Genomic DNA, 26384 nt, shown 5'->3' on the forward strand with positions numbered 1-26384 from the left:
ATCATACAAGTTAAATAAGGACAAAAACACCGAAGAAATGGGGGCAAAAAAATGATTTACCGTCTTCTTGCGCTAAATGTTGATGGAACAATTCTCCAATCAAATGGAAGGCTCCATAAATCAACAAGGGATGCTATCGAGTACGTACAGCAAAAAGGGGTGTACGTGACTCTAGTAACTTCCAGGAGTTTTCCATCCGCCAAAAAAGTGGCAAAAGCGCTGAAAATAAATTCTTTGCTTGTAACACACCTTGGTTCCTATATTTCGAATGACCTTCGCAGTGATCCTGTCTACGAGAAACGGATTCCGGAGGACGTAACATTCCAGCTAGTAAGGTTCCTGGAAAGCTTCCCATGCCAGATCCGGCTTGTCCATGAGAAGTTTTCGCTCGCCAATAAATATAAATTGAACCATAACCTGCTGGCTAAAACTGTGTTCACTTCGGGAGACCCGATTTTCTACTCACAGCAATTTACCGATTCCGTAAGTGAAACACTGGTCAGCGATCCCGTCTCTCCTCCTAAAATAGAAGTCTATTTCGAATATGAGGAAGATTTGGCGGATGCCCAGCAGGCGATTAAGGGGATGTTCTCGGAAGTGTCCCTATCCAAGCTGAATGACTACAGGCTCGATATCATGCCAGAGGGAGTATCAAAGCTGAGCGGACTGATCCATCTTGGTCAACACCTCGGCATCCCTTTAAAGGAGATGGTTGCCATTGGCGATGGCAATGACGATATCGATATGATTGAAGCATGCGGGCTTGGCGTTGCAATGGGCAATGCCTCCAATGATGTGAAAATGGCAGCCGACTGGGTAACACGCTCAAACAACCAGCATGGTGTCAGCTACATGGTCAAAGAACACTTCCGCAAGCAGCAGCCAATCGAATTCCTGAGGAAGATGAATATTATTAAAATGTAAAAAACAGAAGCATGCCTGTGTAAATCATCGGCGTGCTTTTTTCGTCCGGAAAAATGGTAGCTTTTGCACTGTCTTGACCGGAGAATCCAACTTCTATTACACTTATTGAAGCATGTTTAAATGAAAAGGTGATAATTCATGAGAATTTATATAAAAGGAATAGAGGATGACAGGTTCCAGCGTCCTTTGGAGTTAATCGCGAATTTGTTCTTTGAGGAATCTGAGGTCGTATTAGGCGAAAAAGATTTTGACGCCGATGCGGCGATTGTTTTCAAAATTGGCGTGAAGGGCTCAATCCTTGTGGAAGCATCCTTAACTGCGAAAGACGGTTCGGTTTTTTCAGCAATGGCTGAGAAGGAAATGCCTGAAGGGCTAACTGAAAAAGAAGAAGTAAAGCAGCTGAAAACGGTTGTATCCAGGGCTTATTTGCAGGTTCTTCAGGATTGGACAGGCATCATCCAAAAGTGGGGGATCCTCACGGGTGTCCGCCCTACAAAGCTTCTTCATAAAAAGCTCCGCGAAGGTATGGAACAGGGAGCTGCACATAGAGAGCTGAAGGAACAATACCTGATTTCAGATGGAAAAATCCAATTGATGCAGCAAATCGTGGATCGCCAGCTGGCCGTCCTGCCGGATCTATACGACTTGAAAAATGGCGTCAGCATTTATATCGGCATCCCTTTTTGCCCAACCAAGTGTGCGTACTGCACATTCCCGGCCTATGCGATCAACGGGAGGCAGGGATCCGTCGATTCCTTCCTTGGCGGCCTTCATTATGAAATACGGAAAATTGGTGACTGGCTGAAGAGGAATGATCTAAAAATTACCACGGTCTATTATGGCGGGGGGACACCGACTTCGATTACCGCAGAAGAAATGGACATGCTGTATGAAGAGGTCTATCAATCCTTCCCGGATGTGGAAAACATCAGGGAAGTAACCGTCGAAGCAGGAAGGCCTGACACAATCACACCTGAAAAACTGGAAGTGCTGAAAAAGTGGAACATCGACCGGATTTCCATCAACCCACAATCCTATATCCAGGAAACCTTGAAGGCAATCGGCCGCCATCACACGGTGGAAGAAACAATTGAAAAATTCCACCTTGCCCGCGAAATGGGTATGAACAATATTAATATGGACTTGATCATCGGCCTTCCAGGTGAAGGAACAGAGGAATTCGCCCATACATTGGCGGAAAGGGAAAAATTGATGCCAGAGTCCTTGACCGTCCATACATTGTCATTCAAGCGCGCTTCCGAAATGACAAGGAATAAGGCTAAATACAAAGTCGCTGACCGCGGCGAAATCGAGAAAATGATGAATATGGCTGAGGATTGGACAAAGGAAAACAACTATGTCCCATACTACCTGTACAGACAAAAAAATATTCTTGGCAACCTAGAGAATGTCGGCTACGCATTTCCTGAACAGGAAAGCTTGTACAATATCATTATCATGGAAGAGCAACAGACCATCATCGGCCTGGGCTGCGGCGCATCAAGCAAATTCATCGATCCGGAAACAGGCGTGATCACCCAATTCGCCAATCCAAAGGATCCAAAGTCATATAACGATAACTTCGAAGAATACGCCGATAAAAAAATCGAAATCCTCGATTCCCTATTCAATAAAGCAAAGATTTAAACTTAGAAAGCTAAAGACTGTAGACAATCTCTGTGGAAATAGAGTTTGTTTACAGTCTTATTTTGTTTGTAGGGGGAATGGTGAGGTTGATTTCCGTTCCAGGGGCTTCGCTTTCCGCGGGTCTGGCGCTGAGCCTCCTCGGCGCCTCCGGCTTCTGCGGGGTCTCACCTGGCCAGATAATCCCGCAGGAGTCTACGCCCTTCCACTCCAATCAACAGTTTTCCATACTTAGAAGAGGAGTGAAATCTTTGCCATTTCGGTATTGATTCAAATACTGCTTTAGTTTTTCATTAAACCCCTTTTTAGCTAGCCCTATTAGCTAATTCGATTAGTAAAAAAATCAAAATAGTGAGAAAAAAGTTTTTAAATATAACTTCTCACATTATAATGAAGATATAAGAACTTTTTGGAGGGGATGAAGGGTGACGATTGAATCTACGACAGAGTCGGTGAAATTGGCAATCGACGGCCGTGTGGCAGTATTGGAGCTGAACAGGCCGGAAGCTTTGAATGCACTGGATGGGGAAATGATCAAAGGGGTCACGATGACTCTGAAGGAAATCTGCAAATCGGATGATGTGGATATCGTGGTCATCAGGGGAGCAGGACGCGCTTTCTCTGCCGGCGGTGATATTAAGACGATGCTTTCGAATACAAATGAAAGCGATTTCTATCATGTCATGGATGATATACACGATATGATCGTGACTCTTTACAGCATGCCGAAGTTAACCATCAGCGCTGTTACCGGTGCAGCTGCGGGTCTCGGCCTCAGCCTTGCGCTGGCAACTGACTACATAATTGCTGAGCCGTCGAGCAAAATCGCGATGAACTTCATTGGAATCGGCTTGATTCCAGATGGAGGAGGCCACTTCTTCATGGAGGAACGTCTTGGTGAAACGAAGGCAAAGCGAGTGATTTGGGAAGGCAAAACACTATCAGCTGGCGAAGCGGTTGATCTGGGGCTGATCGATGAGGTCCCAGAGACAGATTTTACTGATGCAGTGGAAGGCAAGGTTCAAGAGTGGCTGGCAAAACCAGTACAGGCCATGATCAAAACGAAAAAGATTCTCGCCGAAAAAAACAGGCCATCTTTATTGAAAATACTTGAATTGGAAAAATACGGCCAATTCAAAATGCGCCAGACAGAAGACCACCAGGAAGGAATCAAAGCATTTCTTGAAAAAAGAATACCAGTTTTCAAAGGTAAATAAGCAAGCAAGCAAAAAAGCAAAGAGGCTGTTCAAGCCTCTTTGCTTTTTTATGGACGAAACAGAATTAATTTCCCTCTCGGTGAAGTGCAGCGATGTGTCTTGTCACTAAGGTTCTTTTCTTCAAGCATCCTGGCGCCGATTTCTTTTGCTTCGTCATCATTTCCGGCCTGGAATGATTCGTCAATGAGTTTTTCACCGTTTGATTCAAAAGCAGTCAGTTTGTAGGTATCCATAACAAATTCCCCTTTGTTATAAAATTCTGATGATTACTATTATTTTTGCATAATTTTTTTGATTATGCAAAACAAATAATCCATCAAAATATGAAACTATTACCAGATTAAATACGTAGTAATTTATTGGAAAAGGAGGAGAAGGAAAATGGTATTGCAGCTTGAACACGTTACGAAGCGCTTTGGCAATTTTACAGCGGTGGATTCACTTTCACTTAATATACCGGAAAAAGAAATGTTTGGTTTTCTAGGCGCCAATGGTGCGGGGAAAACAACAACCTTCAGGATGGTCCTGGGTCTTCTGGATGTTTCCGAGGGCAGAATTACTTGGGACGGAAAACCCATCAACTATCAAACTAGCAGCATCATCGGTTATTTACCGGAAGAAAGAGGACTATACCCAAAACTCAAGGTACGGGACCAGATTGTCTATCTTGCAAGGCTAAGAGGAATGCAGAAGCAAGCGGCCCTAAAAGAACTGGATTATTGGCTGAACCGCTTCAAGGTTCCGGAGTATGGAGATAAAAAAGTAGAGGAGCTTTCAAAAGGCAATCAGCAGAAAATCCAATTCATCGCCGCGGTCATCCATAAGCCGAAACTGCTCATCCTTGATGAACCTTTCAGCGGTCTTGACCCAGTCAATGTTGAGCAATTAAAAGATGCGGTGCTTGAATTGAAGAATGCTGGCACAACGATTGTTTTTGCGAGCCATCGCATGGAACATGTTGAGGAAATGTGTGAACATATTTGCATCATGCACAGAGGGAGACCTGTGGTTCACGGTTCCCTGAAGGAAATCAAGCGCTCATTTGGCAAAAAGAACCTGGTCATCCATGCTGATTTTGATCCGGCATACCTGAAGGATTTTCCTGGTGTCACAAAAGCTAAACAGACCACCGAAGGCATTCATCTTCAAATTGAGGGAGAACGGATTGCCGAAGATATTCTCAAGGAAATCGTCGGAAAAGGATTTATCCGCAAGTTTGTCCTGGAGGAACCAAGCCTCAATGATATCTTTATAGAAAAGGTAGGTGCTTCCTATGAATAACTTTTTCATCATCCTATTCCATACATATTTGAGTAAGCTTAAGACAAAATCCTTTCTTGTTACAACGATCCTGACAGCAGTGATCATGCTGGCATTGACCAATATGACGAACATCATCGACTTTTTCAATAAAGACGGTGAGGCAGATAAGGTTGCGGTCGTCGACACTACCGGGCAACTGTTCGAGCCGTTGAAGGAACAGATGAAGATGGTGAACGATCAGTTGATTCTTGAAAAATTCTCCGGAAATGAAGAAGAAGCAATCAAAACGGTAGAGGAGGGCAAATACAAGGGATTCCTTGAAGTAAGCCTGAACAGCGAAAACCTGCCGGTTGCTTCCTACAAAGCAATGAGCATCGCCGATTCAAGCATCCCTGCCGATCTGCAGGCATCCCTGCAGCAAATGAAGACTGTAATGGCATCCAATCAGATCAATATTGATCCGGAACAGCTCGAGATGCTGTATGCTCCGGTTGAATTTGAGAAATCAGCGCTTGAGGCAGACGCAAAGACCGAGGAGGAACTGAACCAGGCGAGAGGTCTTGTGTACGTCCTGCTGTTCATTATCTACTTCGCAGTGATCATGTATGCAAATATGATCGCGATGGAGGTAGCGACTGAAAAATCATCGAGGGTAATGGAAATCTTGATTTCAAGCGTCTCCCCAATCAAGCAAATGTTTGCGAAAATACTGGGAATCGGCTTGTTAAGCTTAACCCAGCTGGCTGTTCTGTTGATGGTAGGATATATCTCCATTAAACAAAACCTGGAGAACATGGAGGGCGGATTCTTTGAATTCTTTGGTTTCGGTAACATCGCCGGCAGCACGATTGCATATGCTGTGATTTTCTTTATCCTTGGTTACTTCCTCTATGCAACCATGGCGGCTTTCCTTGGATCGCTTGTCAGCAGGATAGAGGATGTCCAGCAAATGATCACGCCTATGACCATGCTGGTGATTGCCGGTTTCATGATGGCGATGTTCGGATTAGGCCAGCCTGAGGCACCGTTCGTGAAATACACATCATTCATTCCGTTCTTCTCGCCAATGTTGATGTTCCTGCGCGTGGGAATGCTCAACATACCATTCTGGGAGATTGCGCTGTCCATCGGCATCCTTGTTGCCACCATTGCCTTCCTGGCGGTGTTCGGGGCGAGAGTATATCGCGGCGGAGTCCTGATGTATGGCAAGTCCAACTCCTTCAAGGATATTAAAAAGGCACTTCAGCTGACGAAAAATGAATGAACTTACTAAAGCCGCATGCTGTCACTAGCGGCTTTTTTATATGCGCTTTCTTTAAAAAGGGCGTTTGGCGAAATACTTAAAAGGTTTTTGGATACATGAAGTTGAATAAGTTATGACAATCACATGATAGAAGGAGAGTGTCTGAAATGCGGCAAATCATTGCAATGGGCGGCGGAGGGTTTTCGATGGAGCCAGAGAATCCGTTATTGGATGTATATATTTTAAAACAGTCACAAAAACAAAGACCTAAGGTTTGTTTTGTCCCGACGGCAAGCGGGGATGCGGAAAACTATATTTCGAGATTCTATCAGGCTTTTAACAGCCATGAATGTGAACCTTCACATCTTTCCTTGTTCAGTCCGCCCTCAGGTGATTTAGAGGAATACGTCCTGAGTAAGGATATCATGTACGTGGGCGGCGGCAATACCAAGAATTTGCTGGCATTGTGGAAGGAATGGGGGCTTGATCTCATTCTGAAGAAAGCCTATCAGGAAGGAGTCATACTCGCCGGGATCAGCGCAGGCTCGATTTGCTGGTTTGAGGAGGGAGTTTCTGACTCTTTTGGCGGGGAATTGAAACCGCTGAAAAGCCTTGGATTTTTAAAAGGGAGCAACTGCCCGCATTATGATGGTGAGAAAGAGCGGCGCCCTGCCTACGAACGCCTTGTGTGGTCTGAAGAGGTTATGGGCGGATATGCAGTTGATGACGGAGCGGCTTTGCATTTTAACGACGAGGAGCTCTTCAAGGTAGTCTGTTCAAGACCGGAAGCCGGGGCGTACTACTTGCAAATGGAAGAAGGCAAATTAAGAGAAAACAAGTTGCCAACATTCTATCTTGGATAAGGAAAAACTGCAGTTTCATCATGAAGCTGCAGTTTTTTTATGAAAGAAAGGACAAGAACGTGCATTCGTATTTTTGGAGTGTTAAAATAAAGGCAAATATCGACGGGAAAGGACTAATTTTATGAAAAAGGTGAAGTTTTTACATACGGCCGATCTTCATCTCGATAGCCCGATGGTCGGGCTGCGCCACTTGCCTCAGAATATTTTCCAGCGTCTTCAGCAAAGTACCTTCACCGCACTGAAAAATATCACAGATGCTGCGATCAAGCATGAAGTGGATTTTGTCGTGATGGCCGGGGATCTGTTTGATGGTGAGGATCGAAGCATTCGCGCTCAGGCGGCCCTCAGGAATGAAATGGAAAGGCTTGCTGAAAAGGGAATAAAGGTTTTTGCCATCCATGGGAACCATGACCACCTGGGTGCCCGGTCCGTGGCTCTCGATTTTCCTAACAATGTCCATTTTTTCAATGACAAGGTTGAGCATGCGGTCTTCCGGAAAAAGGATGGTCCAGTCGTCCATCTTTATGGATTCAGCTATCCGGAACGCCACGTAATGGAACGCTGGATCCTTCAATATGAAAAGGTCGAAGGAGCAGATTTTCACATTGGCTTGCTACATGGCCATTTCGAAGGAGTGAGCGAGCATGGAAAGTACGCTCCATTCACTTTATCTGAGCTTCTGGACAAGGATTTTGATTACTGGGCACTCGGTCATATCCACAAAAGGTCCATTCTATCACAGCAGCCTTATGTCATTTACCCAGGCAACCCGCAGGGACGCAACAGGAAGGAACATGGTGATAAAGGGGCGTATATCGTTACCCTGACGGAGGCGGGATCGGAGCTGTCGTTCTTTGAAACAGCCGATGTTTTCTGGGACGAGACAGTCATTGATGGGAAAAAGGCTTCAAGTTTTAATGAAGTCTATGAAAGCTGCCTGGCAGCCATCGATGAGAAACGAAAGGATGGCAGAGGAACCCTGCTGGCAATCCGGATAGACCAGCTGCACCCGGACCTGACAGACGTAAAGGAGAAACTCGACAATGGCGAGTTGCTGGAACTGCTTCAAGAGACTGAAAAAGCGGAAGCATCCTTTGTCTGGACTCACAGGATCGAGTATACGGATAACCTCGTTGTCGACCGCGGGGAACTGATAAAGCAAAGCGATTTTTACGAAGAGCTATTCAGCACGATTGAACAATATGATGACATTCATTCTGCGCTCTCTCCACTATTCCAGCATAGTCAGGCGAGGCGGCACCTCGGGATGCTGTCTGAACAGGAAAAGGAAGAACTGGTTGCCGATGCAGAAGAAATAGTGCTGCAGCTGCTGTTGAAAAATTGATGGGAAGGAGGCAGCATCATGAAGCTGATTGAACTGCATATATACGGCTATGGCAAGCTTGAAGACCGGGTTATTGAATCACTGGATCAACTCCAGGTTTTTTATGGAGAGAATGAGGCTGGAAAGTCCACGATCATGTCTTTTATCCATAGCATCTTATTCGGCTTTCCTGCAAAGCAAAGTGCAGAATTGCGCTATCAACCGAAGCATCATTCGAAATACGGCGGAAAAATAAAAGCTTCCTTTGAGAACAAAGGGATTGCCGTGATTGAAAGGGTGAAAGGAAGGGCCGCCGGCGATGTCACGGTGTCACTCGAGGACGGAACGATTGGCGGGGAAGAGCTTCTGAAGGAACTGTTGAAAGGGATCGATAAGAGTATTTTCCAGGCCATATTTTCGTTTAACGTTCATGGACTCCAGAATATCCAGAACATTAAAGGTGAAGACCTTGGCCGATATTTATTCTCGGCGGGTACGCTTGGGACAGACAAGCTTTTCACTATAGAGGGGACCCTGCTCAAGGAAATGGAGCAGCGCTTCAAGCCTAGCGGAAAAAAGCCTGTCTTGAATGAGAAATTAAAAGAATTAAAGGAAGTACAGTCCTCACTGAAAATAGCAGAACAGCAAAATGAACGCTATTCTGAATTGGTCAGGGAAAAGGGGAATCTTCTTGCTAAAATTGCCCAGCTTGAAAGTGAGCTTAAGGAGCTGGAACAAAAGGAAAGTAAACTGAGGGAGTATAAGCGCAATGAACCCTTTGTGATTGAAACAGCTGCTCTCGAAAGAAAGCTTTCTGAAATGGGGCAAGTCAACTTCCCCCTGGATGGCCTGAACCGGTTTGAAAAATTAGATCATCATATGAACCAAATCAAGGCAAAAAAGATGAGGCTTCAGGATAAGCAGCTTGAGATCAGGGAAGTCGCTGACAACACAAGACCAGACCCTGAATTGCTTGAAAGGGAAGCGGAAATTGAAGCAAGGCTTGAGAGCATTCCGCTCTATAATCAATTGAAACAGGAACAAAGGGTGCTTGAGATCAAGCTGGAGGAAATGACAGAAGAAATCAGCCAAATCAATGATCACCTTCATGTGGATTTCAACGAATCAACCATCCAGGAAGTGAATACCAGTATTTTTATTAAGGAACAGGCAGAGGCCATACAGCATTCAGAGCAAAGAATGGCCGAAAAGAAGCTGGAGCTGGAAGCTGACTTTGAAGAGGAAAAAACAACGCTCGCCGATCTGGAGGACAGAGCGGTAGCGGCAAAAAAAGATTTACTTTCTGCCAATGAGCGAGAAAAATTGAAGATGGAGCTCGAAGTACTAGAAAATAAGGAACAAATCGTTTCCGAACTGAATTATGTACGCGACCAAATCCAGTTTCATAAAACCAGCCGGGAAAACGAAAAGACAAGAAGAGAAAGTCAAAAGAAAAAGGGGCTGTCGCAGCTCATTCTTTTTGGAGGTATTTTTCTCCTCGTGATGGTATGGGGTATGGCAAATAACCAGTGGGTGTTGGCCGGGATTGGCATTGTCGGCCTTGTATTTTTGGCTGCAACTCATCTTATGCAAAACAAAGAACACCCCCAGGGAGAAAAGGACGAGGTGCTTACGAATTTACTTGTGCGGGAAAGAACTCTGGCAGAAGCGCTGAACAGCCAGCCATCCGGCAATCTTTTTTCTATCAAGAGTTTGCTGGCTAAGGACGAAGAGGCTGGGCAACGCCACCGTGAAATCCTTGTTAAACTTGAGCAGCAGCAGGTCCGATTTGAAAAAGTCCTCCTTCAATTTGAAAAATGGGAAGCAGAAAATGCCGAGCTTAAAAAGATGAAGGCTGATTTAATGGCAGACCTAGGCTTAGGTGAAAAAACTGGCCCTATTAAAATCCTGGATGCATTCCTGCTGATCGAGAAGCAGAAGCAAAACTTCCGTGAACGGAATCGGACAAAAGACAGGCTGAAAGCCAGCACTTCGACGATTCTTCAAATAGAAGAAAATCTCAGAATCCTGGCAGAACGCTTTTTGAAGAACGCTAATCTTGAACCAGTGGAAACAGCGGCTTTGCTCAAAACATTATTGCGTGATGCTATTGATAAAAAAGCAAAACATCGTGAACTGGCCATCAAGCTGGAGGAAATCGATGAAGAATATGAATCCTTGCTGAAGGAAGAACAGTTGATCAGTGAAGATATCTCAGGGCTGCTGACGCAGGCAGGAGCACAGGACGAAGAAGAATTCAGGCACAAAGCCGGGAATGATGAGCAGTTTAAAGGATTGAATTCTAGGCTTGAGGACTTGTTGTACCAGTTAGAGGCCGGAGGGATCACAGATTCAGACCGTGAGGCTATTATAACAGGTGCCCCATTAGAGGAACTGCTCAGCGAAACCAAAGAAGCCATCAAACAGTGTAAAAAAGAGCACTCCAATCTGATTGACCGGATTGCAGATGTGAAGCATAAAATGAAGGTGCTTGAAGAGGGTGGCCTATATAGTGAATTGCTTCATAAATATAAGCAGCTTCAGCATGAGTTTGCCGAGGATGCCAGGGAGTGGGCAAGCTATGCGGTCGCAAGGGATCTGCTTTCCAGGACGATCGACCGCTATAAGGATGAGCGGTTGCCCAGGATGCTGGCAAAGGCAGAAAGCTTTCTTGCGCTTTTGACAGATGGAAACTATGGAAGGATCATTCCGCAGGCCGAGGGAAGCGGCTTTCTGATTGAAAGGAAGGATCATGTGCTTTTCGAAGCAAATGAACTCAGTCAGGCAACTGCTGAGCAGGTGTATGTTTCCATCAGGCTGGCCCTTGCTGCAGTGCATTTTGAGCGCTATCCATTCCCGATCATCATCGATGACAGCTTCGTGAATTTCGATCATAACCGGACGGCAAGGATCATCGGCTTGCTGCGGGAAATGAGCGCACATCATCAAATTTTCTTTTTTACCTGTCACCGGCATCTGCTGCAGCATTTCAGGGAAGGCGAAGTTATGAACCTCGAGCAAAGCAGCACAAACGTCGTTTAAGATGGCAGGTGTCAAGAAATATAGATAATAGACTCTGTATGTTATACTGTTGCAGAGAGGAGAGGTCGGATAGAGATGAATAAAGGAATATTGAATCATGCTACAGGTGACCAGGTAGAGTTGTTCTTGCTGATCAAACACTCGGCAAAGGGGATAGCCAGCAACGGAAAGCCGTTCCTGACACTCATTCTCCAGGACCAGAGCGGGGAAATAGAAGCAAAGCTTTGGGATGTGTCTGATGAGGATGAAAACACCTATTGCGCTGAAAATATTGTTAAAGTACAGGGAGACATCCAAAATTACAGGGGCCGCAACCAGCTGAAGATCAGACAAATCCGTCCAGCTTCTGCTGCCGACTCTGTAAAACTTTCTGATTTCCTTGAAACAGCTCCTGTCAGTCAGGATGAGATGAGCAGCAAGCTGACACAATATATTTTTGAAATGAAGAACCCCAATATCCAGAGGATTACCAGACATCTGTTGAAAAAGCATATGAAGGCATTCATGGAATATCCTGCGGCTACCAAAAACCATCATGAATTCGTTTCAGGATTAGCCTATCATGTGGTATCCATGCTTGACCTGGCAAAATCCATCGCCGCTCTGTACCCGAGTCTGGATAAAGACCTATTGTACGCAGGAGTCATCCTCCATGATCTCGGCAAAGTCTTTGAACTTTCTGGCCCAATCTCGACGACTTACACTATTGAAGGGAATTTGCTAGGACATATTTCCATTATGGTAAATGAAATCGGGAAGGCCGCAGATGAACTGGGAATCACAGGCGAGGAAGTCGTAATCCTTCAGCATATGGTATTGTCCCATCATGGAAAGGCTGAATGGGGCAGTCCGAAGCCGCCAATGATCAAAGAAGCGGAAATCCTCCATTACATCGACAATCTCGATGCAAAAATGAACATGCTGGACCGTGCGCTTGCAAGGGTAAAGCCAGGAGAATTTTCCGAAAGAGTATTTGCGCTCGATAACCGGTCATTCTATAAACCGGTTTTCCATAAATAAAATCATCCCACAAGTCCCGTCATAAAGCTGATGGGACTTCTTTTTTATCTTTCTGTATATAAATAGTCATATTTGAGACATGAAATCATATCTATACAGTAAGAGTTCAATATGGACAACCTTTAAATGGAGGGTATGAAAAAATGTCAATTCCAATCTGGGTAATAGCAGTCGCAGCAGGAATCGTATTCAGTGCCATCATGGCAGTAAAAACAGGAAAAGAAGAACGAAAAGAAGAAATGGAAAGCATTGAACGCGAAGGTGAGCTGTATATGAAGCGGCTTGAAAGAGAAAAAGAACGTCGCGAAAATTCAGCAGGGGCATAGAAGATAATAGTGTGTGAAGAGCAAGGCTGCTACAAGACTGACAACCCGCGGGCGAAGCCTCTCGGAACAAAATATCAGCCGCAATTAAAAAACACTGGACTCCAGAAATGGAACCAGTGTTTTTTGCTTATTCATTATGGTTGAGTCGGTGCTTCTGCTTCTGGGAACTCAGCAGCGCCTTTAAGGTCCTTGTCCTTGATTTTTACATTGGCAGCGTCAAGTTCTCGCTTAAGGACCTCTTGAATTTTATTGGAATCAAGCTGTGCAAGCTTCAATTCGTATTCCAATTCATCCTTCATTTCTTCGTAGGATTCTTTCTCTTTCTTTTCTGTTACCTTGATGATGTGGAAACCGTGCTGTGACTGAACAGGCTCGCTGATCTTGTTCACTTCTAGTGCGTAGGCAGCTTCTTCGAATTCAGGAACCATTTTTCCAGGTCCGAAGAACCCTAGGTCTCCACCCTGTGCAGCTGAACCAGGATCCTGTGAATATTCCTTCGCCAAGTCTTCGAATTTAGCGCCTTCATCAAGCTTTTTCTTTACTTCCTGTGCTGTTTTTTCATCTTCTACAAGGATATGGCTTGCCTTGATTTCAGGCTGGTATTCCTCATAACGTTTCTTCACGTCTTCTTCACTGACTTTGACGTCTTTGAGTGCTGCTTTTTCCATTAAAAGCTGGTCCCTTAAGATGTCTTTCAATTCTTCCTCGTCCTTAAGCTGGTTCTGTTGAAGGACCAATTCGAAATTGTCTCCGAGCTCCTCTTTCAGTTCGGCCACTTTTGCGTCCACTTCTTCATCTGTTACTTTATAGTTTTTGGCAAGGACTTTCTGGTAAAGCATTTCCTGAAGTGCTTGCTCTCCGTATTTTTCCTTCATTGACTGATACAGTTCTTCTTTGGTAATATTGCCAGCTTTCGATTCAACGATTACTTCCGATGAATCGCCATTATCGTTGCTGCATGCGCCTAACCCGATAACTCCGGCTGCTACCGTGAGGGAAATCAACATTTTTTTCATGGTGAACACTCCTAAACAGAAAATTCTAGTGGCCGTTTTCAATCCACAAAGTCTACTATAACATAAATTCGGATTACTGCAAAAAATTAGCAATGGGTATTTTTGGATGTGCCCGCATAAATGGGCGGATATCTATACCGATTGGTCAAACGTGCATACGATGTAGGGAAGAGAAAAGAAGGAGGTAATTCATTATGGGCCACTATCATTCGGGATTTGCGTTAATCGTTGTCCTGTTCATTTTGCTGATTATCGTAGGAGCGTCATTCTGCTAATCAATAAAATGCCTAACAAAGCAGGGTAACTGCCTATGCGGAAATGATGTTACTTGAATAAGATATCCTAACCACTTTGGAAGGAGGTGTTAATATGAGTGCAGGTCACGGCTGCGGATTCGCGTTAATTGTCGTGTTATTCATTCTGTTAATCATTGTGGGTGCTGCTTGGTTTTAACCGATAAATAGGGTATGGGGAACCAATCGCTCTCCCATATTTCTTGAAATTGATCAAAAGGCAAGTTCGGAAAAAGGAAGGAGGGACCTCAATGTCTGGAGGAGGCTGTGGATTCGGCAGCGGCTTTGCTTTACTCGTTGTCTTGTTCATTCTGTTAATCATCATTGGTGCCTCTTGGTTGTAAGCAGCCGATGCGGCAATGCTTTCATGCCCTGAACAAAAAGCACAGCATCCAGCTTCAGAGCAGGCGGTCGATGCTTTTTGGGTGAATTGGTGGAAACTCTTTCCGAGAAGTTTCTTAACCTTTAAAGCATGAAGTGAAAATGATATGCGTTGAATAAAGCGGTGAGGGAAGCCTCACCGCTTGGTTTATGTAGTCACGTATACAAGATTTCAACAAATGATGAAATCAGCAGAATTGTAACTAATATATTGATCGTCCTGAAGATCTTTGCATGTTTGTCTTCCGGGATTTCCTTTTGGATGCAGAGGGAGTCTGTAAGCTTGTTTATATAGAAAAGGATGATAGCAGCAAAAAGGACAAACACGAACCAAATGGAGATCATCGAAGAATCCCTCCTTATCAATCTTTTTATCTTAAATACAATAACAAATATTTAGAGAAAAAGATAGTTTTTTATGCTGGTTGAAATAGGATAAGGGAGAAGGTGAATTTATTTTTTTGTGAATTTATGAGCAAAAAGGAAGAAGAATAAAAAGCGGAAGGATCTGCATGAATTTCATCCGCTTTACAAGAAGGGTATATCCTTGATCCAGCCAAAACTGCAGCCAGAGGAAGTGGACAATGATTGTATTTCCCAGGAGTTATTCCTTCCTCTTATGACGGAGTTCATCGATTGCATGATGAATTAGACATACTCCTTTTCGGCTGGATCTTTTTTCTTTAACGTCCCATCTTCATCTGTAAATTTGTTGTCAATGTTCGAAAATGACTTTTCGAAGATCTCCATGAAATCATCGCCGTAGATATTTCTGACGATTGCCATGATTTCAATGATATCCGGGAACTTGCCGTAAAGCTCCTTCAATGGCATAGCCCCTGAGAAGACAGCATTTTTATCAGGTTCATAGTTTTCCATCAGGGCGAGCAAGATGCCTTCACCTTCTTCGGTGAGCTGGATATACGTATTCCGCTTGTCGCTTTCTTTTTTGGAAAATTTCAGATACCCGCGTTCTTCAAGCTTTTTAGAAAAATTAAAGGCAGTGGACACATGCATGACCCCAAATTTTGCTACATCCGAGATGGATGCTCCGTTTAAATGATACGCAATCCATAAAATATGGTGCTCATTGATATTCAGGTCGAATGGCTTGATCCATTGCTGCCAATCCTTCTCGACAGACTTCCATAAAGCCTTGCTCAGCTGTGCAACTCGTTGGCTAAACATCATTGCTTCTTTCATAGAATAATTTTTATCTCCCATTCTCATATTCACCTACTTTATTGTTTCTATTTTCATTATGCCAATAAAACAAAAATTAATAAAGATATAAATTTACAAAATTTTTTGAATTTGTTAAATTGCATCCAAAGTCGGGGTGCAGTTATGTAGAAATTCATTGTCATAAATAAAAGGCCATTTGCATAATATATCTTTCTTGATAAAAAAGGAAAATCCTTCCCGGCAAAAAAATTTACTGAATGGAAGGATTATGCCAGCGAGTATTATTCTTTTGCATTTGATGAAGCAAGCTCGGATTCAAGCTCTTTGATGGATTCTTCAAGCTCCATCACATCTTTCTGCAGTTCAATCTTATTTGCTTCTGTTTGCATCTTCCACTCAAAAATAGCCGTTTTTACATCCGTAACAAAGGATTGGATGACATCTTTTCCTTCTTTTGAAGCAGTGGATACCGTATCCTTTAATTCAACGGCGGCTTCCTTGATATCTTTGATTGAACCCATGAACTCATTCTTATTTGCTATAAGGGTTCTTCTTGTTTCATAACCTGATTTCGGAGCTGCCAGCAGGGTGGCGATCCCGGCTGCAACACCGCCTGCGAGCATTCCCATTAACAATGATTTCGTCTTCATAGTTAAACCACCTCTACATTTTTCCTGTATATGTTCTCCAAAAGGATGGAAATTCCTCTTTCCTTCTATATTTAATTTCCTATTCTCGGTCAAATAAACGTACTAAGCTTCATAGGCTTAAATTAACAGGCATAAAGATAAAGTAAATTTACGTGCAGGAAGGAGTGGGGGAGTGGGGATTTTTATAAGCATGGTGTTTCTGGTCAGCATTGGCTTCTTTATTGGGGCGGTCCATAATCTCCTTTCATTAAAGAAACCAGGTATGTATCCTCCAAAGGCGCTTTTACGGAAGAGGGCAGGATCACTGGCAGGCGGAGGGGCAATTCTGCTGCTGATCGGGGTCATTTTCTCGGCATTTCATTAATGAGGTTTTTTTAGAAAATAGGTTGCAAAGGAGCAGCCCCGGAAGTTTTCAAGAAACTATTTGGAGACGAATGTAACTTTGATTAGTAAAATCTATGTGATGAATAAAATAAAGCCCCTGTCCGGAGTGGACAGGGGCTGTCATTATGCATTCAATTCTGTCAGTTTCGCTCTTTTGAAAATATTCGTTGCTACTGGATACAGGATCGCCATAAAGACTGCATTGAAGGCTGCTGCAGGCAGGACTACTGCTGCAAACAGGGCCGCAAATGGACCTGGCAGGCCGACAAGGAAATAGGCTGAACCAAGGAAAACAATACCTGAAACAATGGTTCCGATCGCTGTAAGAACAGTTGCTGTATAGACGGATGACTTCAGATTTTTAAGTGCCATAAGAACCCCAAAAAAGACGAATGCCGTCACAGGCTTATCGATCATATTTGGAACAAGGCCTCCCGGAAAGGTGGTGGTCAATCCGGAAATCAATCCGGTTACAGCTCCGACTAATAATACACTCTTCTTGTCAGGGAAAAGGATGATTCCCAGGAACATCATGGTCAGCATCATATCAGGCTTCATCCCCAGGAAGAAACCGGGTATGACCGCGTGAAGTACTGCCCCCATTCCCACCAAAAGTGACAAGGCAACAAGGTTTTTCGTATTCATTTCTCATCTCTCCTCTGCTAATCTATCTAGCTATTGCTCCTCCTGCAGTGCTCTCTGTGCCTGCAGCGAAAAGCTTGGTACAATTATAACACATATTTAATTGACGTAAAGAAAAATTATCTGTTAATTTCGCCGCCTGAAATCATTCATGAATCCTGCCAATTTCTCCACATGCTCGAGCGGAACAGCATTATAAATGGACGCCCGGCAGCCGCCGACAGACCTGTGGCCAGCAAGACCGATAAAACCGGATTCTTCTGCTTCATGGAGGAAGGAAGCCGTCAAGTCGTCGCTTTCCAAAGTAAAGGTTACGTTCATCAATGAGCGGCTTTCCAACTCTGCATGTCCCGTGTAGAACCCGCTGCTCCGGTCAATCGCATCGTAAAGCAATGCGGCCTTCTGTTTGTTCATAAGTTCAAGCCTGGATACACCGCCCAGTTCTTCAGCCCATTCAAGGACAAGCATCAAAAAATAGACAGATAAAGTTGGAGGTGTATTATAGAGAGACCCCGAAGAAGCGTGAACCTGGTAATTGAGCATCGAAGGCAGCTCTTTCTTTGAGCGCTTCAGCAAATCTTTTTGCAGGATGACGACAGTCACTCCGGATGGCCCTAGGTTTTTCTGGGCACCTGCGTAGATGAGGCCATAGTTTGAAAGATTGATAGGACGGCTCAGTATATCGCTGGACATGTCGGCTACCAGCGGGACCCTCATGTCTTCAGGGAAAGAGTGCCATTGAGTTCCAAAAATCGTATTGTTGGTCGTGATGTGGAGGTAGGAGGCGTCTGCTGATACATTGATCTCTGAGATGTCGGGAATGGCCTTGTAATTAGAATCTTTGGAAGACGCTGCCGGTACTGCATTTCCGATTTTCTGCGCTTCCTTCAGCGCTTTTTCCGACCAGGTGCCAGTCATGACGTACCCGGCAGTCGAACCTTCCTCCAGCAGGTTCATGGGAACCATTGTAAACTGAAGGCTTGCACCGCCCTGAAGAAACAGGATCTCATAATCATCCGGGATAGAGAGAAGATTGCGCAACAGTGAATTTGTCCGATCATTGATTTCCTCGAATTCCTTGCTGCGGTGGCTGAATTCCATAACCCCCATCCCGCTTCCCTGATAATTCATCATCTCTTTTTGGGCCCTCTTCAATACAGCCTCTGGCAATGCAGCCGGCCCAGCGTTAAAATTCAAAGCACGTTTCACAGCAAATCCCCCCAGATAAAAATACGGCATTTCGTTAATGGATTAAAGTTATTATCATGCTACCAGAAAAAGAAAAGAAATTCTAATGTTTTCAGAAAAATTAATTTTATCCAGTAATAAGTTTACTGCCAAATAAAAAAACTTCCGCTGATGCGGAAGTCTAAATTTTGCTGTTGATTTCAGCGGCGATTTTTTGGTAATCGTCAGGTGTATATTCATCCTGATGTGTTTTCCAGACTGCACCGAAGCCGTCTCCTTTTCCGTAGCGTGGAATTAAATGCATGTGAAAGTGGAAGACCGACTGGCCTGCTGCTTCTCCGTTATTCTGCAGAACATTTAAACCAATGGGTTCATAGGCCGACTTAATGGCATTAGCAATTTTCGGAACGGCTTTGAACACATTTGCAGCAACTTCGTCAGTTAATTCATAGACATTTTCTTTATGTACTTTCGGAATCACGAGCGTGTGGCCCTTTGTCACCTGGCTGATATCCAGGAAAGCAAGGACGTTCTCATCTTCATAGACCTTCGCAGACGGAATGTCGCCATTGATGATCTTGCAAAAAATACAATCACTCATTTTCTTCACCCTTTCAGCATTCTTCACGCTCCGGATCACCATTGCGCTTTTTTGGTATTTTATCACATTTCGCCAATATTAATAAAGAAAGAAAGGACAGGATCCGCATGGAATCCTGTCCCTGAAGGGGGAACTGACTACTGTTCATTGACGTTCTCAGCAGGTTTACCTTTGATAAACACCTCATTTGTCAATTCATTTGAATTTACAAAAATGATGGGTTATTCAGTACCTGGTTCAATCGGACCATCCCCTGTCTGCTTTAGTCGGTTTCACAACTTATAAAGCGGGAAGTGATCTGCGACACACACCTCATTTCAAAATGTGGAGTGGTGTTACTGAACGGCTGGGTTAACATTTACGTAGCGCAATGCAACCATCCCCTTGTTTGAACGTTGAAATCAGTGTGCTTATAAATCGAAAAATATGTCTTTAACAGACACCTCATTTCGAATTATTGCTTGTTTCCCCTTCATAAATTATGATGCCCCGTTTATCTGGTTATATGCTAAAAAAAGTTGAAGCTTTTCCTTATGAAGACGGATTTGTTAAAATAGCGGTACACGAATATGAAGCGGAAGGGCGTTGTAGATGACTTTATTGGAAATCAATCACGTGACCGGAGGATACACACGGAATCCGGTCTTGAAAAATGTCAGCTTCACTGTAAACAGAAATGAAATCGTTGGCCTGATCGGTCTCAATGGTGCTGGGAAAAGTACGACCATCAAGCATGTCATTGGCCTCATGGAACCCCATCAGGGAGATATCAAGATCAATGGCAAGACCTTCATTGAGGACAGGGAAGAATATAGGAAAGAATTCACGTTTGTACCGGAAACACCTATTTTATATGATGAATTGACGCTTGAGGAGCATCTGCGCATAACTGCGATGGCCTATGGTCTTGATGAAAGAGAATATAAGCAGCGCATTGAAGCGTTGTTGAAAGAATTCCGGATGAGCAAACGGCTGAAATGGTTCCCTGCTCATTTCTCCAAAGGCATGAAGCAAAAGGTAATGATCATGTGTGCTTTCCTGGTCCAGCCATCCCTTTATATTGTGGATGAACCATTTGTAGGGCTCGATCCACTTGGGATTCAATCCTTGCTTGACTTGATGAATCAGATGAAGGAAAGCGGAGCGGGCATTTTAATGTCCACGCATATACTGGCTACAGCGGAGCGGTACTGTGATCGTTTTGTCATCCTGCATAACGGAGAAGTAAGGGCCCAGGGGACACTCCTAGAGCTTCGCGAGCAGTTCAAAATGCCTGGCGCCACTTTGGACGACCTGTATATCCAGCTGACGAAGGAAGAAGACTATGTTTAATCCACAGAACTTATGGAGAGAGCGTTTTAGCGCTTTTTCCAAGGAAACAGGCAGTTATTTACGCTATATTTTCAACGGGCATTTAGTGATCGTCGTCCTCTTTTTATTGGGAACAGCGGCCTTCTATTACCAGGAATGGATTGACACTCTGCAGCCGGACTTCCCGGCAGCCTGGGTCACGGCGCTGATCCTTGCGGCTGTCCTTACATATAGCCCAATCCAGACATTTTTGACAGAGGCTGATAAAATATTTCTTTTGCCGCTTGAAACGAAGCTTGCGGATTACTTCAGGAAATCGAGAATATTCAGCCTTAGTTTGCAATCATATTTACTGCTGCTGATCCTGGCAGTGCTTATGCCGCTTCATGTAAAAGTGCATGGAGCCGATTTCAAGTCATTTTTCATTCTGCTGCTGGTAGTTGTTCTTATTAAGATGGTCAATATAATGATTCGCTGGAAAGTCCTGCATTTCATTGAATCGAGCACGAAGCTGACAGACAGCGTCATTCGTTTCTCTGTCAATGCAGTGCTGCTGTACTTCCTGTTCTCAGGGGCTCATCTTGTTTTCACCGCCATTCCAGCAGTCATTCTTGGTCTCCTTTATGTCTATTATAAAAAACAGACAAAAGATAAGGGGCTCAAATGGGAGCAGTTAATCGAGGATGAAGAAAGGCGCATGAATGGGTTTTACCGGGTAGCCAACCTGTTTACAGACGTACCGAAACTGCGGGATCGCACGAAAAGGCGCAGATGGCTGGACTGGCTTGTCAATATTGTGCCATACCGGCAGGATCTTACGTTCAGTCAGCTTTACTTGAGGACTTTTGCGAGGGCCGGTGATTATTTTGGTCTGTTCGTGCGTCTCACCTTTATCGGCGGAGCGGCATTGTACTTTTTAACATATGGCCCTGGACAAATCCTGATTGCTTTGCTTTTTATCTATTTGACAGGATTCCAGCTGCTTCCACTATGGAACCATCACGAGAACAAGCTGTGGATCAATCTTTATCCATTATCAGAAAAAGTAAGAAAGAAATCGTACACCACTTTGCTTTTTACTATCTTGACGGTTCAGTCAGCGTTATTTGCAGCGATCGTACTGTTAAAAGGAGACTGGTTCTTCGGGCTGCTACTGTTGGCTGCCGGAATTGCCTTTTCCTTGTTCTTTGTTTATTTTTACAGCCAAAGAAAGCTTAAATCGTAATCAGAATCCTTTTCGTAAATGCTCAATGCTTTTATGAAAAGGATTTTTTTGAAACCAAATATTGGTTGCTGCGTATAAGTAAAAACAAGGAGTGAATTGCTGTGAACGAATATGAATTAAAGATATATGAAGAAATTGTTGAATGGAAAAGAAAACTGAAGAAACGTTCTGGAGTCCTGGCGCGTGTCTCAAAGAAGGCACAAACAAAAGTCAATCAGGTAATCCCTGAAAAAGTCCATCAAATCCTGACGGAAAGCGTTAAAAACATGGTCAAGGCCACGCTTGCCGGATCCAATCTGACGACGAAGAAGCAGCAGGGAGCAGGAAAGAGCCTTGCGGAAAAAGATGAACTGCTTCAGAAAAAGCTGGCAGGCTTCAGGAAGACAGCCGCCGTAGAGGGAGCAGGAACCGGAGCCGGTGGAATCCTCCTCGGCATGGCCGATTTCCCATTGCTGTTATCAATTAAAATGAAATTCCTTTTTGAGGCAGCTTCCATATATGGCTTCGATCCATCGAAATATGAGGAAAGACTCTACATCCTCCATGTGTTCCAGCTAGCATTCTCTAGCGATGAGAAGCGGAAAGAGATATTGGATAAGGTGGAAAATTGGGAATCCAGGAAGACTGAGCTGCTTGAACTGGACTGGCAGGACTTCCAGCAGGAGTACAGGGACTATATCGATTTTGTCAAAATGCTGCAGATGATTCCTGGGGTCGGTGCAGTAGTCGGGGCATATGCCAACTACAATCTGCTCGATCAGCTAGGAGAAACCGCTATGAACGCCTATCGAATGAGAATTTTGGAAACACCGCCTCGGATTTGATTATGATGGCGTGATTGGAGTCCGGATTTTGCGGTACCTGTGTTTTTAGGTCACCAATGGGGGTTATTGGTGCCCTGATTATGAGAAATATACTTTTTTAGGTCACCAATAGGGGGTATTGGTGACCTGATTATGAGAAATACACTTTTTTAGGTCACCAACAGGGGTTATTGGTGCCCTTATTTTGAGAAATATACTTTTTTAGGTCACCAACAGGGGTTATTGGTGCCCTTATTTAGAGAAATATACTTTTTTAGGTCACCAATAGGGGGTATTGGTGCCCTTATTTTGAGAAAATATACTTTTTTAGGTCACCAATGGAGGTTATTGGTGACCTTATTTTGAGAAATATACTTTTTTAGGTCACCAACAGGGGTTATTGGTGCCCTTATTTAGAGAAATATACTTTTTTAGGTCACTAATATACTTCATAGAATCTTATTTTTACCATTATCTGGTATCTCAGGACACCTACAAGTGTAATAAGAGCTCATTTTTACCAGTGTCTGGTATTTACAGAAACCAAAGGATGCTCTTAGAGTTCATTTTTACCTGTATCTGGTAATTCATGATACTAATACACGCTATTGGTTCTCGTTTTAACCAGTATATGGTATTACATGAAACCAATAGACGTTATTAGAGTTCATTTTTACCTGTATCTGGTAATTCGAGATACTAATTCACGCTATTAGTTCTCGTTTAAACCAGTATATGGTATTTGCTGAAACCGATAGAGGCTATAACTTCAAATGAGACATAAAAAAGCTGCCCCAAAGGCGTCGTCACTGGACGGTCTTTGGAACAGCTTAAAGCGTGCTTCTATGCCAGTGTCTCGCGTTTTTCCTGTGTGCGCTGTTCCTGGGTCTGGTAGTGGAGGGCTGCGGCACATAGGGTTTTGGCTGAGATGGTCATTGCTTTTTCATCAAAGTCGAACTTTGGATGATGATGCGGGTAGGACCCTGCTGTTTCCGGCTTGGCACCTGTGAAGAAGAAGGTGCCTTTTACATGCTGGAGGTAATAGGCAAAGTCCTCGCCGCCCATTTGCAGGTCGCTTTCTTCGATTTTGGTCACCTCGGGAACTTTGCTTGCACAATCAATCAGGAATTCCGTTTCTGCCGCATGGTTTACTACTGCAGGGTAGCCTTTGTTGTAATCATACTCATAGGTGCAGTCTGTTGCCAGGCAAGTGCCATGGACCACTTTTTCGATTTCGGATGCGATGAAATCCCTGGTTGCCTCGTTGAACGTTCTCACCGTGCCAATGAGTTTTGCTTTATCTGCAATTACATTAAAAGCATTGTCTGCGACGAATGAGCCTACCGTCACGACAGCTGAATCCACAGGATCCACACGTCTGCTCACGATTTGCTGGAGGGTTGTCACCAGTTGTGCTCCAGCGACAATGGCGTCCTTCGTTTTATGTGGTTGGGCTCCATGGCCGCCTTTTCCCTGGATGGCGATTTCAAAACGGTCAGCTGCCGCCATGATCGGCCCAATCCGATACTGGACCGTGCCTGTGGGTTCGCTTGCCCATAAATGGGTACCAAAGATTACATCGACGCCTTCAAGGCACCCATCCTCGATCATGGAAATGGCGCCGCCGGGTGCATATTCCTCGGCATGCTGATGGATCATTACATAGGTTCCCTGCAGCTGTTCCCTGGCTTCATGGAGTACTTTTGCCAGCACCAATAACGTCGCAGTGTGCCCATCATGTCCGCACGCATGCATGACACCCGGGATAAGCGACTTGTATGGTACGTCCTTCTCGTCCTGTATTGGCAGGGCATCAAAATCAGCTCTCAAGGCGACCGTTTTCCCCGGCTTGGCACCGTAAATCCGAGCCACCACTCCGTTTCCGCCAACATTTCCCCGTACTTCCACTCCAAGTTTTTCATAATAGTTCTGGATATACTTTGCCGTGTTCACTTCCTGGAAAGACAATTCAGGATGTTGGTGCATGTACCGGCGGATTTCCACCATTTCTGGGTATAGGTTCTCAATTTTTCTAAAAAGCTGATCCTGCAAATTGATTCATCTCCTTAACTGAAAGTAAATTGATAATTTAAATAATTATAACACTTATATAGCAATAGAATGAAAGGATTTTGCTGCACAGTAAAAGAAGCCTCCGGCTGGAAGCTTCGTATATATAAATGGAGCCATTATGGCTTCCAGTATTTTTATAGACTGCTAGATCAGGAACATTGCCACGATCGTGGTCACTACTAACCCGATTGTGACAGGAAGAAGGTTCCTTCTGGCCAATTCAAAAGGATCGACGCCGCAGATTGCAGCTGCAGGGATCAATGCCCATGGAACCAGGGTGCCGCCGCCTACCCAGATTGCAGCAATCTGGCCCAAAGCAGTCAGCGTAGCCGCTCCTGCACCAATTGCCGTCGAGAAAATCGTTGCCACAGAACCGGCTAGTGAGATACCTGAAAAACCTGATCCGTCCAAGCCTGTAATCGCGCCGACGACCGTCAGTGTGACTGCTCCAACTTCGGCGCTGAGAGGAACGACGGAGGCCAATGCTACTCCAAGGTCATTGACTATTCCTGCTGATGTGCCAGGGAGGAATTCACCGATGATTTTTAAAAAGCCGGAATCTCCAAGGTAAAAGAATGCGGCGATCGGGATGACCGGCCCGAAAACCTTGAAGCCGAACTGGAAGCCTTCGATTAGATAACTTGTTGTTTTCTCCAGCCCTTTGTTTTTATGTGCAGCCATAGAAATGAGCAAGAGTATGAAAACGGAGGTTCCGCCAATAAGGGCTGTCGCGTCTCCTCCCTGGAGGTCAAGGATGGACATTGCTGCCACGTCGGCGGCAAACAGTACTGGAATAAGCAATGCGAAAAACTTTTTTGCCCTTGCAGATAGCAAGCCTGGGTCACTTGTGTTTTTCAACTCAGTCTCAAAGCTGCTGTCAGCCTTTAGTTTTCCGTTTTTCATATCCCTTTTTAATAGATAAAAAGCGGTGACCGTCGTGACAACTCCCATGACGATTACAAGCGGGATGCTCGCCTGGACAACAGAACTTACGGGGATACCGGCAGCGTCGGCTGTCAATTTCGGTGCGGCCTGGATGACAAAATCACCTGAGAGCGCAATCCCATGCCCGAAAAGGTTCATAGCCACTGCTACCCCAAGAGCAGGCAGGCCGACCCGGACAGCGACTGGCAGAAGCACCGCCCCCATCAGGGCAACCGCTGGCGACGGCCAGAAAAACCAGGAGATCGTCATCATTAAAATTCCGATCGTCCAGTAAGCGAGCGCTGGTGTCCTGATCAGCTTGGCGAACGGTGATATCATCGCGTCGTTTATTCCTGTTACCGTAAGTGTCCGGCTCATCCCGACGATGATGGAAATGACGAGGATTGTAGGCAAGAGCTCGGTAATCGCGAATATGAAACTATTGAAAATGCTGCTGACCGATCCGCTCAATGACCCTGTTGCTACGATTGCCAATAAGAAGATGCCGGTGATGGACACAAGAGTTGTGTCCCTTTTCATGACCATGAAGCCGATAATCAGAAAGATAAATAATACATATATCCAATGAAGTGCTGTCAATTCTACAACCATATTAAAATACTCCTTCCTTAAAGGATTCCTGTATGTCTTTGCTGTTTCCTATAGGCAAATTTCCTAATTAAGTACTACAGAATATGTTGGCGCTTGAAAGTTGTGAGGGGGATGGTAAATTAATTTCTCCGTCTCGGGACGGAGGAAAAAAGCTTCCGGAGAGGGGCGAGCAGCAGCTCTATTTCCGTTAAAATAAACCTGTGAAGAAAAAAGGGATTTACCTGCATGGA

27 protein-coding genes and 1 pseudogene are annotated in these 26384 nt (G+C 44.4%); 18 read left to right on the forward strand and 10 right to left on the reverse strand.

Translation table 11 applies throughout. The annotated features are described in order from the left end of the window. The first annotated feature begins 51 nt into the window (after positions 1–51). The 3 genes from EJA10_RS01015 (at position 52) to EJA10_RS01025 (ending at position 3785) form a co-directional block, all read left to right on the forward strand. Entirely contained in the window at positions 52–924 is an 873-nt protein-coding gene (locus EJA10_RS01015) for a Cof-type HAD-IIB family hydrolase (RefSeq protein ID WP_125478135.1), read from the forward strand. A gap of 138 nt (positions 925–1062) precedes the next feature. Beyond that, a complete protein-coding gene (locus tag EJA10_RS01020) occupies positions 1063–2571 on the forward strand; it encodes a coproporphyrinogen III oxidase (RefSeq protein ID WP_125478136.1) in 1509 nt (502 codons plus the stop codon). A 422-nt stretch (positions 2572–2993) separates the two neighbouring features. Beyond that, positions 2994–3785, forward strand: coding sequence for an enoyl-CoA hydratase (locus EJA10_RS01025; RefSeq protein WP_125478137.1), 792 nt, complete (start codon positions 2994–2996; stop codon positions 3783–3785). Positions 3786–3832: 47 nt separating this feature from the next. On the opposite strand, the gene EJA10_RS01030 is transcribed toward EJA10_RS01025, so the two are convergent. Continuing rightward, positions 3833–4018 (reverse strand): YhzD family protein, encoded by a 186-nt coding sequence (locus EJA10_RS01030; protein WP_125478138.1) that lies wholly within the window; start codon positions 4016–4018, stop codon positions 3833–3835. 148 nt (positions 4019–4166) lie between these two features. Between EJA10_RS01030 and EJA10_RS01035 the strand changes: the two genes are divergently transcribed. The 7 genes from EJA10_RS01035 to EJA10_RS01065 all read left to right on the forward strand — a co-directional run bounded on the left by EJA10_RS01035 (position 4167) and on the right by EJA10_RS01065 (position 12866). Beyond that, entirely contained in the window at positions 4167–5066 is a 900-nt protein-coding gene (locus tag EJA10_RS01035) for an ABC transporter ATP-binding protein (RefSeq protein WP_125478139.1), read from the forward strand. Next, positions 5059–6312: an ABC transporter permease gene (locus tag EJA10_RS01040; protein WP_125478140.1), complete on the forward strand. Its 1254-nt coding sequence runs from the start codon at positions 5059–5061 to the stop codon at positions 6310–6312. Before EJA10_RS01035 ends, EJA10_RS01040 begins: the two co-directional genes overlap by 8 nt. 146 nt (positions 6313–6458) lie before the next feature. After that, positions 6459–7154, forward strand: coding sequence for a Type 1 glutamine amidotransferase-like domain-containing protein (locus tag EJA10_RS01045; RefSeq protein ID WP_125478141.1), 696 nt, complete (start codon positions 6459–6461; stop codon positions 7152–7154). Positions 7155–7275: 121 nt separating this feature from the next. Then, positions 7276–8499 carry a metallophosphoesterase family protein gene (locus EJA10_RS01050; RefSeq protein ID WP_125478142.1) on the forward strand — a complete coding sequence of 408 codons (1224 nt, stop codon included), beginning with the start codon at positions 7276–7278 and terminating at the stop codon, positions 8497–8499. 18 nt (positions 8500–8517) lie between these two features. Next, positions 8518–11520 (forward strand): ATP-binding protein, encoded by a 3003-nt coding sequence (locus tag EJA10_RS01055; protein ID WP_125478143.1) that lies wholly within the window; start codon positions 8518–8520, stop codon positions 11518–11520. Positions 11521–11595: 75 nt separating this feature from the next. Beyond that, positions 11596–12540, forward strand: coding sequence for a 3'-5' exoribonuclease YhaM (gene yhaM, locus EJA10_RS01060; protein ID WP_125478144.1), 945 nt, complete (start codon positions 11596–11598; stop codon positions 12538–12540). 143 nt (positions 12541–12683) lie between these two features. Continuing rightward, positions 12684–12866: a sporulation YhaL family protein gene (locus EJA10_RS01065; RefSeq protein WP_125478145.1), complete on the forward strand. Its 183-nt coding sequence runs from the start codon at positions 12684–12686 to the stop codon at positions 12864–12866. A gap of 134 nt (positions 12867–13000) precedes the next feature. On the opposite strand, the gene EJA10_RS01070 is transcribed toward EJA10_RS01065, so the two are convergent. Continuing rightward, entirely contained in the window at positions 13001–13882 is an 882-nt protein-coding gene (locus EJA10_RS01070) for a peptidylprolyl isomerase (RefSeq protein ID WP_125478146.1), read from the reverse strand. A 194-nt stretch (positions 13883–14076) separates the two neighbouring features. Here EJA10_RS01070 and EJA10_RS01075 point away from each other — a divergent pair, with 194 nt between their 5' ends. The 3 genes from EJA10_RS01075 (at position 14077) to EJA10_RS01085 (ending at position 14519) form a co-directional block, all read left to right on the forward strand. Then, the gene (locus EJA10_RS01075) at positions 14077–14157 is read left to right on the forward strand and encodes a YjcZ family sporulation protein (protein ID WP_125478349.1); all 81 of its coding nucleotides are present in this window, start codon (positions 14077–14079) and stop codon (positions 14155–14157) included. Between the two features lie 94 nt (positions 14158–14251). Continuing rightward, positions 14252–14335, forward strand: coding sequence for a YjcZ family sporulation protein (locus EJA10_RS01080; protein WP_125478350.1), 84 nt, complete (start codon positions 14252–14254; stop codon positions 14333–14335). Positions 14336–14426: 91 nt separating this feature from the next. Next, positions 14427–14519 (forward strand): YjcZ family sporulation protein, encoded by a 93-nt coding sequence (locus tag EJA10_RS01085; protein WP_125478147.1) that lies wholly within the window; start codon positions 14427–14429, stop codon positions 14517–14519. A gap of 193 nt (positions 14520–14712) precedes the next feature. On the opposite strand, the gene EJA10_RS01090 is transcribed toward EJA10_RS01085, so the two are convergent. Then, the gene (locus tag EJA10_RS01090; protein WP_125478148.1) at positions 14713–14901 is read right to left on the reverse strand and encodes a hypothetical protein; all 189 of its coding nucleotides are present in this window, start codon (positions 14899–14901) and stop codon (positions 14713–14715) included. A 151-nt stretch (positions 14902–15052) separates the two neighbouring features. Between EJA10_RS01090 and EJA10_RS01095 the strand changes: the two are divergent. Next, a pseudogene (locus EJA10_RS01095) lies at positions 15053–15208 on the forward strand (DUF1878 family protein); the annotation flags it as partial. Here EJA10_RS01095 and EJA10_RS01100 read toward each other — a convergent pair. Next, positions 15205–15780 carry an HTH-type transcriptional regulator Hpr gene (locus EJA10_RS01100; RefSeq protein ID WP_125478150.1) on the reverse strand — a complete coding sequence of 192 codons (576 nt, stop codon included), beginning with the start codon at positions 15778–15780 and terminating at the stop codon, positions 15205–15207. The pseudogene EJA10_RS01095 and the gene EJA10_RS01100 sit on opposite strands and share 4 nt — an antisense overlap. Positions 15781–16022: 242 nt before the next feature. Next, positions 16023–16391 (reverse strand): YtxH domain-containing protein, encoded by a 369-nt coding sequence (locus EJA10_RS01105; RefSeq protein ID WP_125478151.1) that lies wholly within the window; start codon positions 16389–16391, stop codon positions 16023–16025. A gap of 172 nt (positions 16392–16563) precedes the next feature. On the opposite strand from EJA10_RS01105, the gene yhzF reads away from it, so the two are divergent. Beyond that, on the forward strand, positions 16564–16755 hold the full coding sequence (gene yhzF, locus EJA10_RS23175) for a membrane protein YhzF (protein WP_125478152.1): 192 nt from the start codon (positions 16564–16566) through the stop codon (positions 16753–16755). Positions 16756–16898: 143 nt separating this feature from the next. On the opposite strand, the gene EJA10_RS01115 is transcribed toward yhzF, so the two are convergent. From EJA10_RS01115 to EJA10_RS01125, 3 genes are all read right to left on the reverse strand, one after another. Further along, complete coding sequence (locus EJA10_RS01115) at positions 16899–17420, reverse strand: tryptophan transporter (protein WP_125478153.1); 522 nt, start codon at positions 17418–17420, stop codon at positions 16899–16901. 123 nt (positions 17421–17543) lie between these two features. Then, positions 17544–18626 (reverse strand): 3-phosphoserine/phosphohydroxythreonine transaminase, encoded by a 1083-nt coding sequence (serC, locus tag EJA10_RS01120; protein ID WP_125478154.1) that lies wholly within the window; start codon positions 18624–18626, stop codon positions 17544–17546. 160 nt (positions 18627–18786) lie between these two features. Then, complete coding sequence (locus tag EJA10_RS01125) at positions 18787–19206, reverse strand: HIT family protein (RefSeq protein WP_125478155.1); 420 nt, start codon at positions 19204–19206, stop codon at positions 18787–18789. A 591-nt stretch (positions 19207–19797) separates the two neighbouring features. Between EJA10_RS01125 and EJA10_RS01130 the strand changes: the two genes are divergently transcribed. The 3 genes from EJA10_RS01130 (at position 19798) to EJA10_RS01140 (ending at position 22566) form a co-directional block, all read left to right on the forward strand. Then, entirely contained in the window at positions 19798–20538 is a 741-nt protein-coding gene (locus tag EJA10_RS01130; protein ID WP_125478156.1) for an ABC transporter ATP-binding protein, read from the forward strand. Further along, positions 20531–21742, forward strand: coding sequence for an ABC transporter permease (locus EJA10_RS01135; RefSeq protein WP_125478157.1), 1212 nt, complete (start codon positions 20531–20533; stop codon positions 21740–21742). The genes EJA10_RS01130 and EJA10_RS01135 overlap by 8 nt, the downstream gene beginning before the upstream one ends. Positions 21743–21843: 101 nt before the next feature. After that, positions 21844–22566: an EcsC family protein gene (locus EJA10_RS01140; RefSeq protein ID WP_125478158.1), complete on the forward strand. Its 723-nt coding sequence runs from the start codon at positions 21844–21846 to the stop codon at positions 22564–22566. Between the two features lie 822 nt (positions 22567–23388). On the opposite strand, the gene EJA10_RS01145 is transcribed toward EJA10_RS01140, so the two are convergent. Beyond that, complete coding sequence (locus EJA10_RS01145) at positions 23389–24552, reverse strand: M20 family metallopeptidase (RefSeq protein ID WP_170169032.1); 1164 nt, start codon at positions 24550–24552, stop codon at positions 23389–23391. A 210-nt stretch (positions 24553–24762) separates the two neighbouring features. Further along, positions 24763–26154, reverse strand: a complete 1392-nt coding sequence (locus EJA10_RS01150; protein WP_125478160.1) for a hypothetical protein — start codon at positions 26152–26154, stop codon at positions 24763–24765. Positions 26155–26384: the final 230 nt, after the last annotated feature.

The organism is Mesobacillus subterraneus, assembly GCF_003937825.1.
Lineage (GTDB): Bacteria > Bacillota > Bacilli > Bacillales > Cytobacillaceae > Mesobacillus > Mesobacillus subterraneus.

Excerpts from the sequence above, each read along its gene's own strand:
- EJA10_RS01015 (WP_125478135.1), top strand. The coding sequence starts at position 52 with ATGATTTACCGTCTTCTTGCGCTAAATGTTGATGGAACAATTCTCCAA.
- EJA10_RS01020 (WP_125478136.1), top strand. The coding sequence starts at position 1,063 with ATGAGAATTTATATAAAAGGAATAGAGGATGACAGGTTCCAGCGTCCT.
- EJA10_RS01030 (WP_125478138.1), bottom strand. The coding sequence starts at position 4,018 with ATGGATACCTACAAACTGACTGCTTTTGAATCAAACGGTGAAAAACTC.
- EJA10_RS01035 (WP_125478139.1), top strand. The coding sequence starts at position 4,167 with ATGGTATTGCAGCTTGAACACGTTACGAAGCGCTTTGGCAATTTTACA.
- EJA10_RS01040 (WP_125478140.1), top strand. The coding sequence starts at position 5,059 with ATGAATAACTTTTTCATCATCCTATTCCATACATATTTGAGTAAGCTT.
- EJA10_RS01045 (WP_125478141.1), top strand. The coding sequence starts at position 6,459 with ATGCGGCAAATCATTGCAATGGGCGGCGGAGGGTTTTCGATGGAGCCA.
- EJA10_RS01050 (WP_125478142.1), top strand. The coding sequence starts at position 7,276 with ATGAAAAAGGTGAAGTTTTTACATACGGCCGATCTTCATCTCGATAGC.
- EJA10_RS01055 (WP_125478143.1), top strand. The coding sequence starts at position 8,518 with ATGAAGCTGATTGAACTGCATATATACGGCTATGGCAAGCTTGAAGAC.
- yhaM (WP_125478144.1), top strand. The coding sequence starts at position 11,596 with ATGAATAAAGGAATATTGAATCATGCTACAGGTGACCAGGTAGAGTTG.
- EJA10_RS01065 (WP_125478145.1), top strand. The coding sequence starts at position 12,684 with ATGTCAATTCCAATCTGGGTAATAGCAGTCGCAGCAGGAATCGTATTC.
- EJA10_RS01070 (WP_125478146.1), bottom strand. The coding sequence starts at position 13,882 with ATGAAAAAAATGTTGATTTCCCTCACGGTAGCAGCCGGAGTTATCGGG.
- EJA10_RS01075 (WP_125478349.1), top strand. The coding sequence starts at position 14,077 with ATGGGCCACTATCATTCGGGATTTGCGTTAATCGTTGTCCTGTTCATT.
- EJA10_RS01080 (WP_125478350.1), top strand. The coding sequence starts at position 14,252 with ATGAGTGCAGGTCACGGCTGCGGATTCGCGTTAATTGTCGTGTTATTC.
- EJA10_RS01085 (WP_125478147.1), top strand. The coding sequence starts at position 14,427 with ATGTCTGGAGGAGGCTGTGGATTCGGCAGCGGCTTTGCTTTACTCGTT.
- EJA10_RS01090 (WP_125478148.1), bottom strand. The coding sequence starts at position 14,901 with ATGATCTCCATTTGGTTCGTGTTTGTCCTTTTTGCTGCTATCATCCTT.
- EJA10_RS01100 (WP_125478150.1), bottom strand. The coding sequence starts at position 15,780 with ATGGGAGATAAAAATTATTCTATGAAAGAAGCAATGATGTTTAGCCAA.
- EJA10_RS01105 (WP_125478151.1), bottom strand. The coding sequence starts at position 16,391 with ATGAAGACGAAATCATTGTTAATGGGAATGCTCGCAGGCGGTGTTGCA.
- EJA10_RS01115 (WP_125478153.1), bottom strand. The coding sequence starts at position 17,420 with ATGAATACGAAAAACCTTGTTGCCTTGTCACTTTTGGTGGGAATGGGG.
- EJA10_RS01125 (WP_125478155.1), bottom strand. The coding sequence starts at position 19,206 with ATGAGTGATTGTATTTTTTGCAAGATCATCAATGGCGACATTCCGTCT.
- EJA10_RS01130 (WP_125478156.1), top strand. The coding sequence starts at position 19,798 with ATGACTTTATTGGAAATCAATCACGTGACCGGAGGATACACACGGAAT.
- EJA10_RS01135 (WP_125478157.1), top strand. The coding sequence starts at position 20,531 with ATGTTTAATCCACAGAACTTATGGAGAGAGCGTTTTAGCGCTTTTTCC.
- EJA10_RS01145 (WP_170169032.1), bottom strand. The coding sequence starts at position 24,552 with ATGGTGGAAATCCGCCGGTACATGCACCAACATCCTGAATTGTCTTTC.
- EJA10_RS01150 (WP_125478160.1), bottom strand. The coding sequence starts at position 26,154 with ATGGTTGTAGAATTGACAGCACTTCATTGGATATATGTATTATTTATC.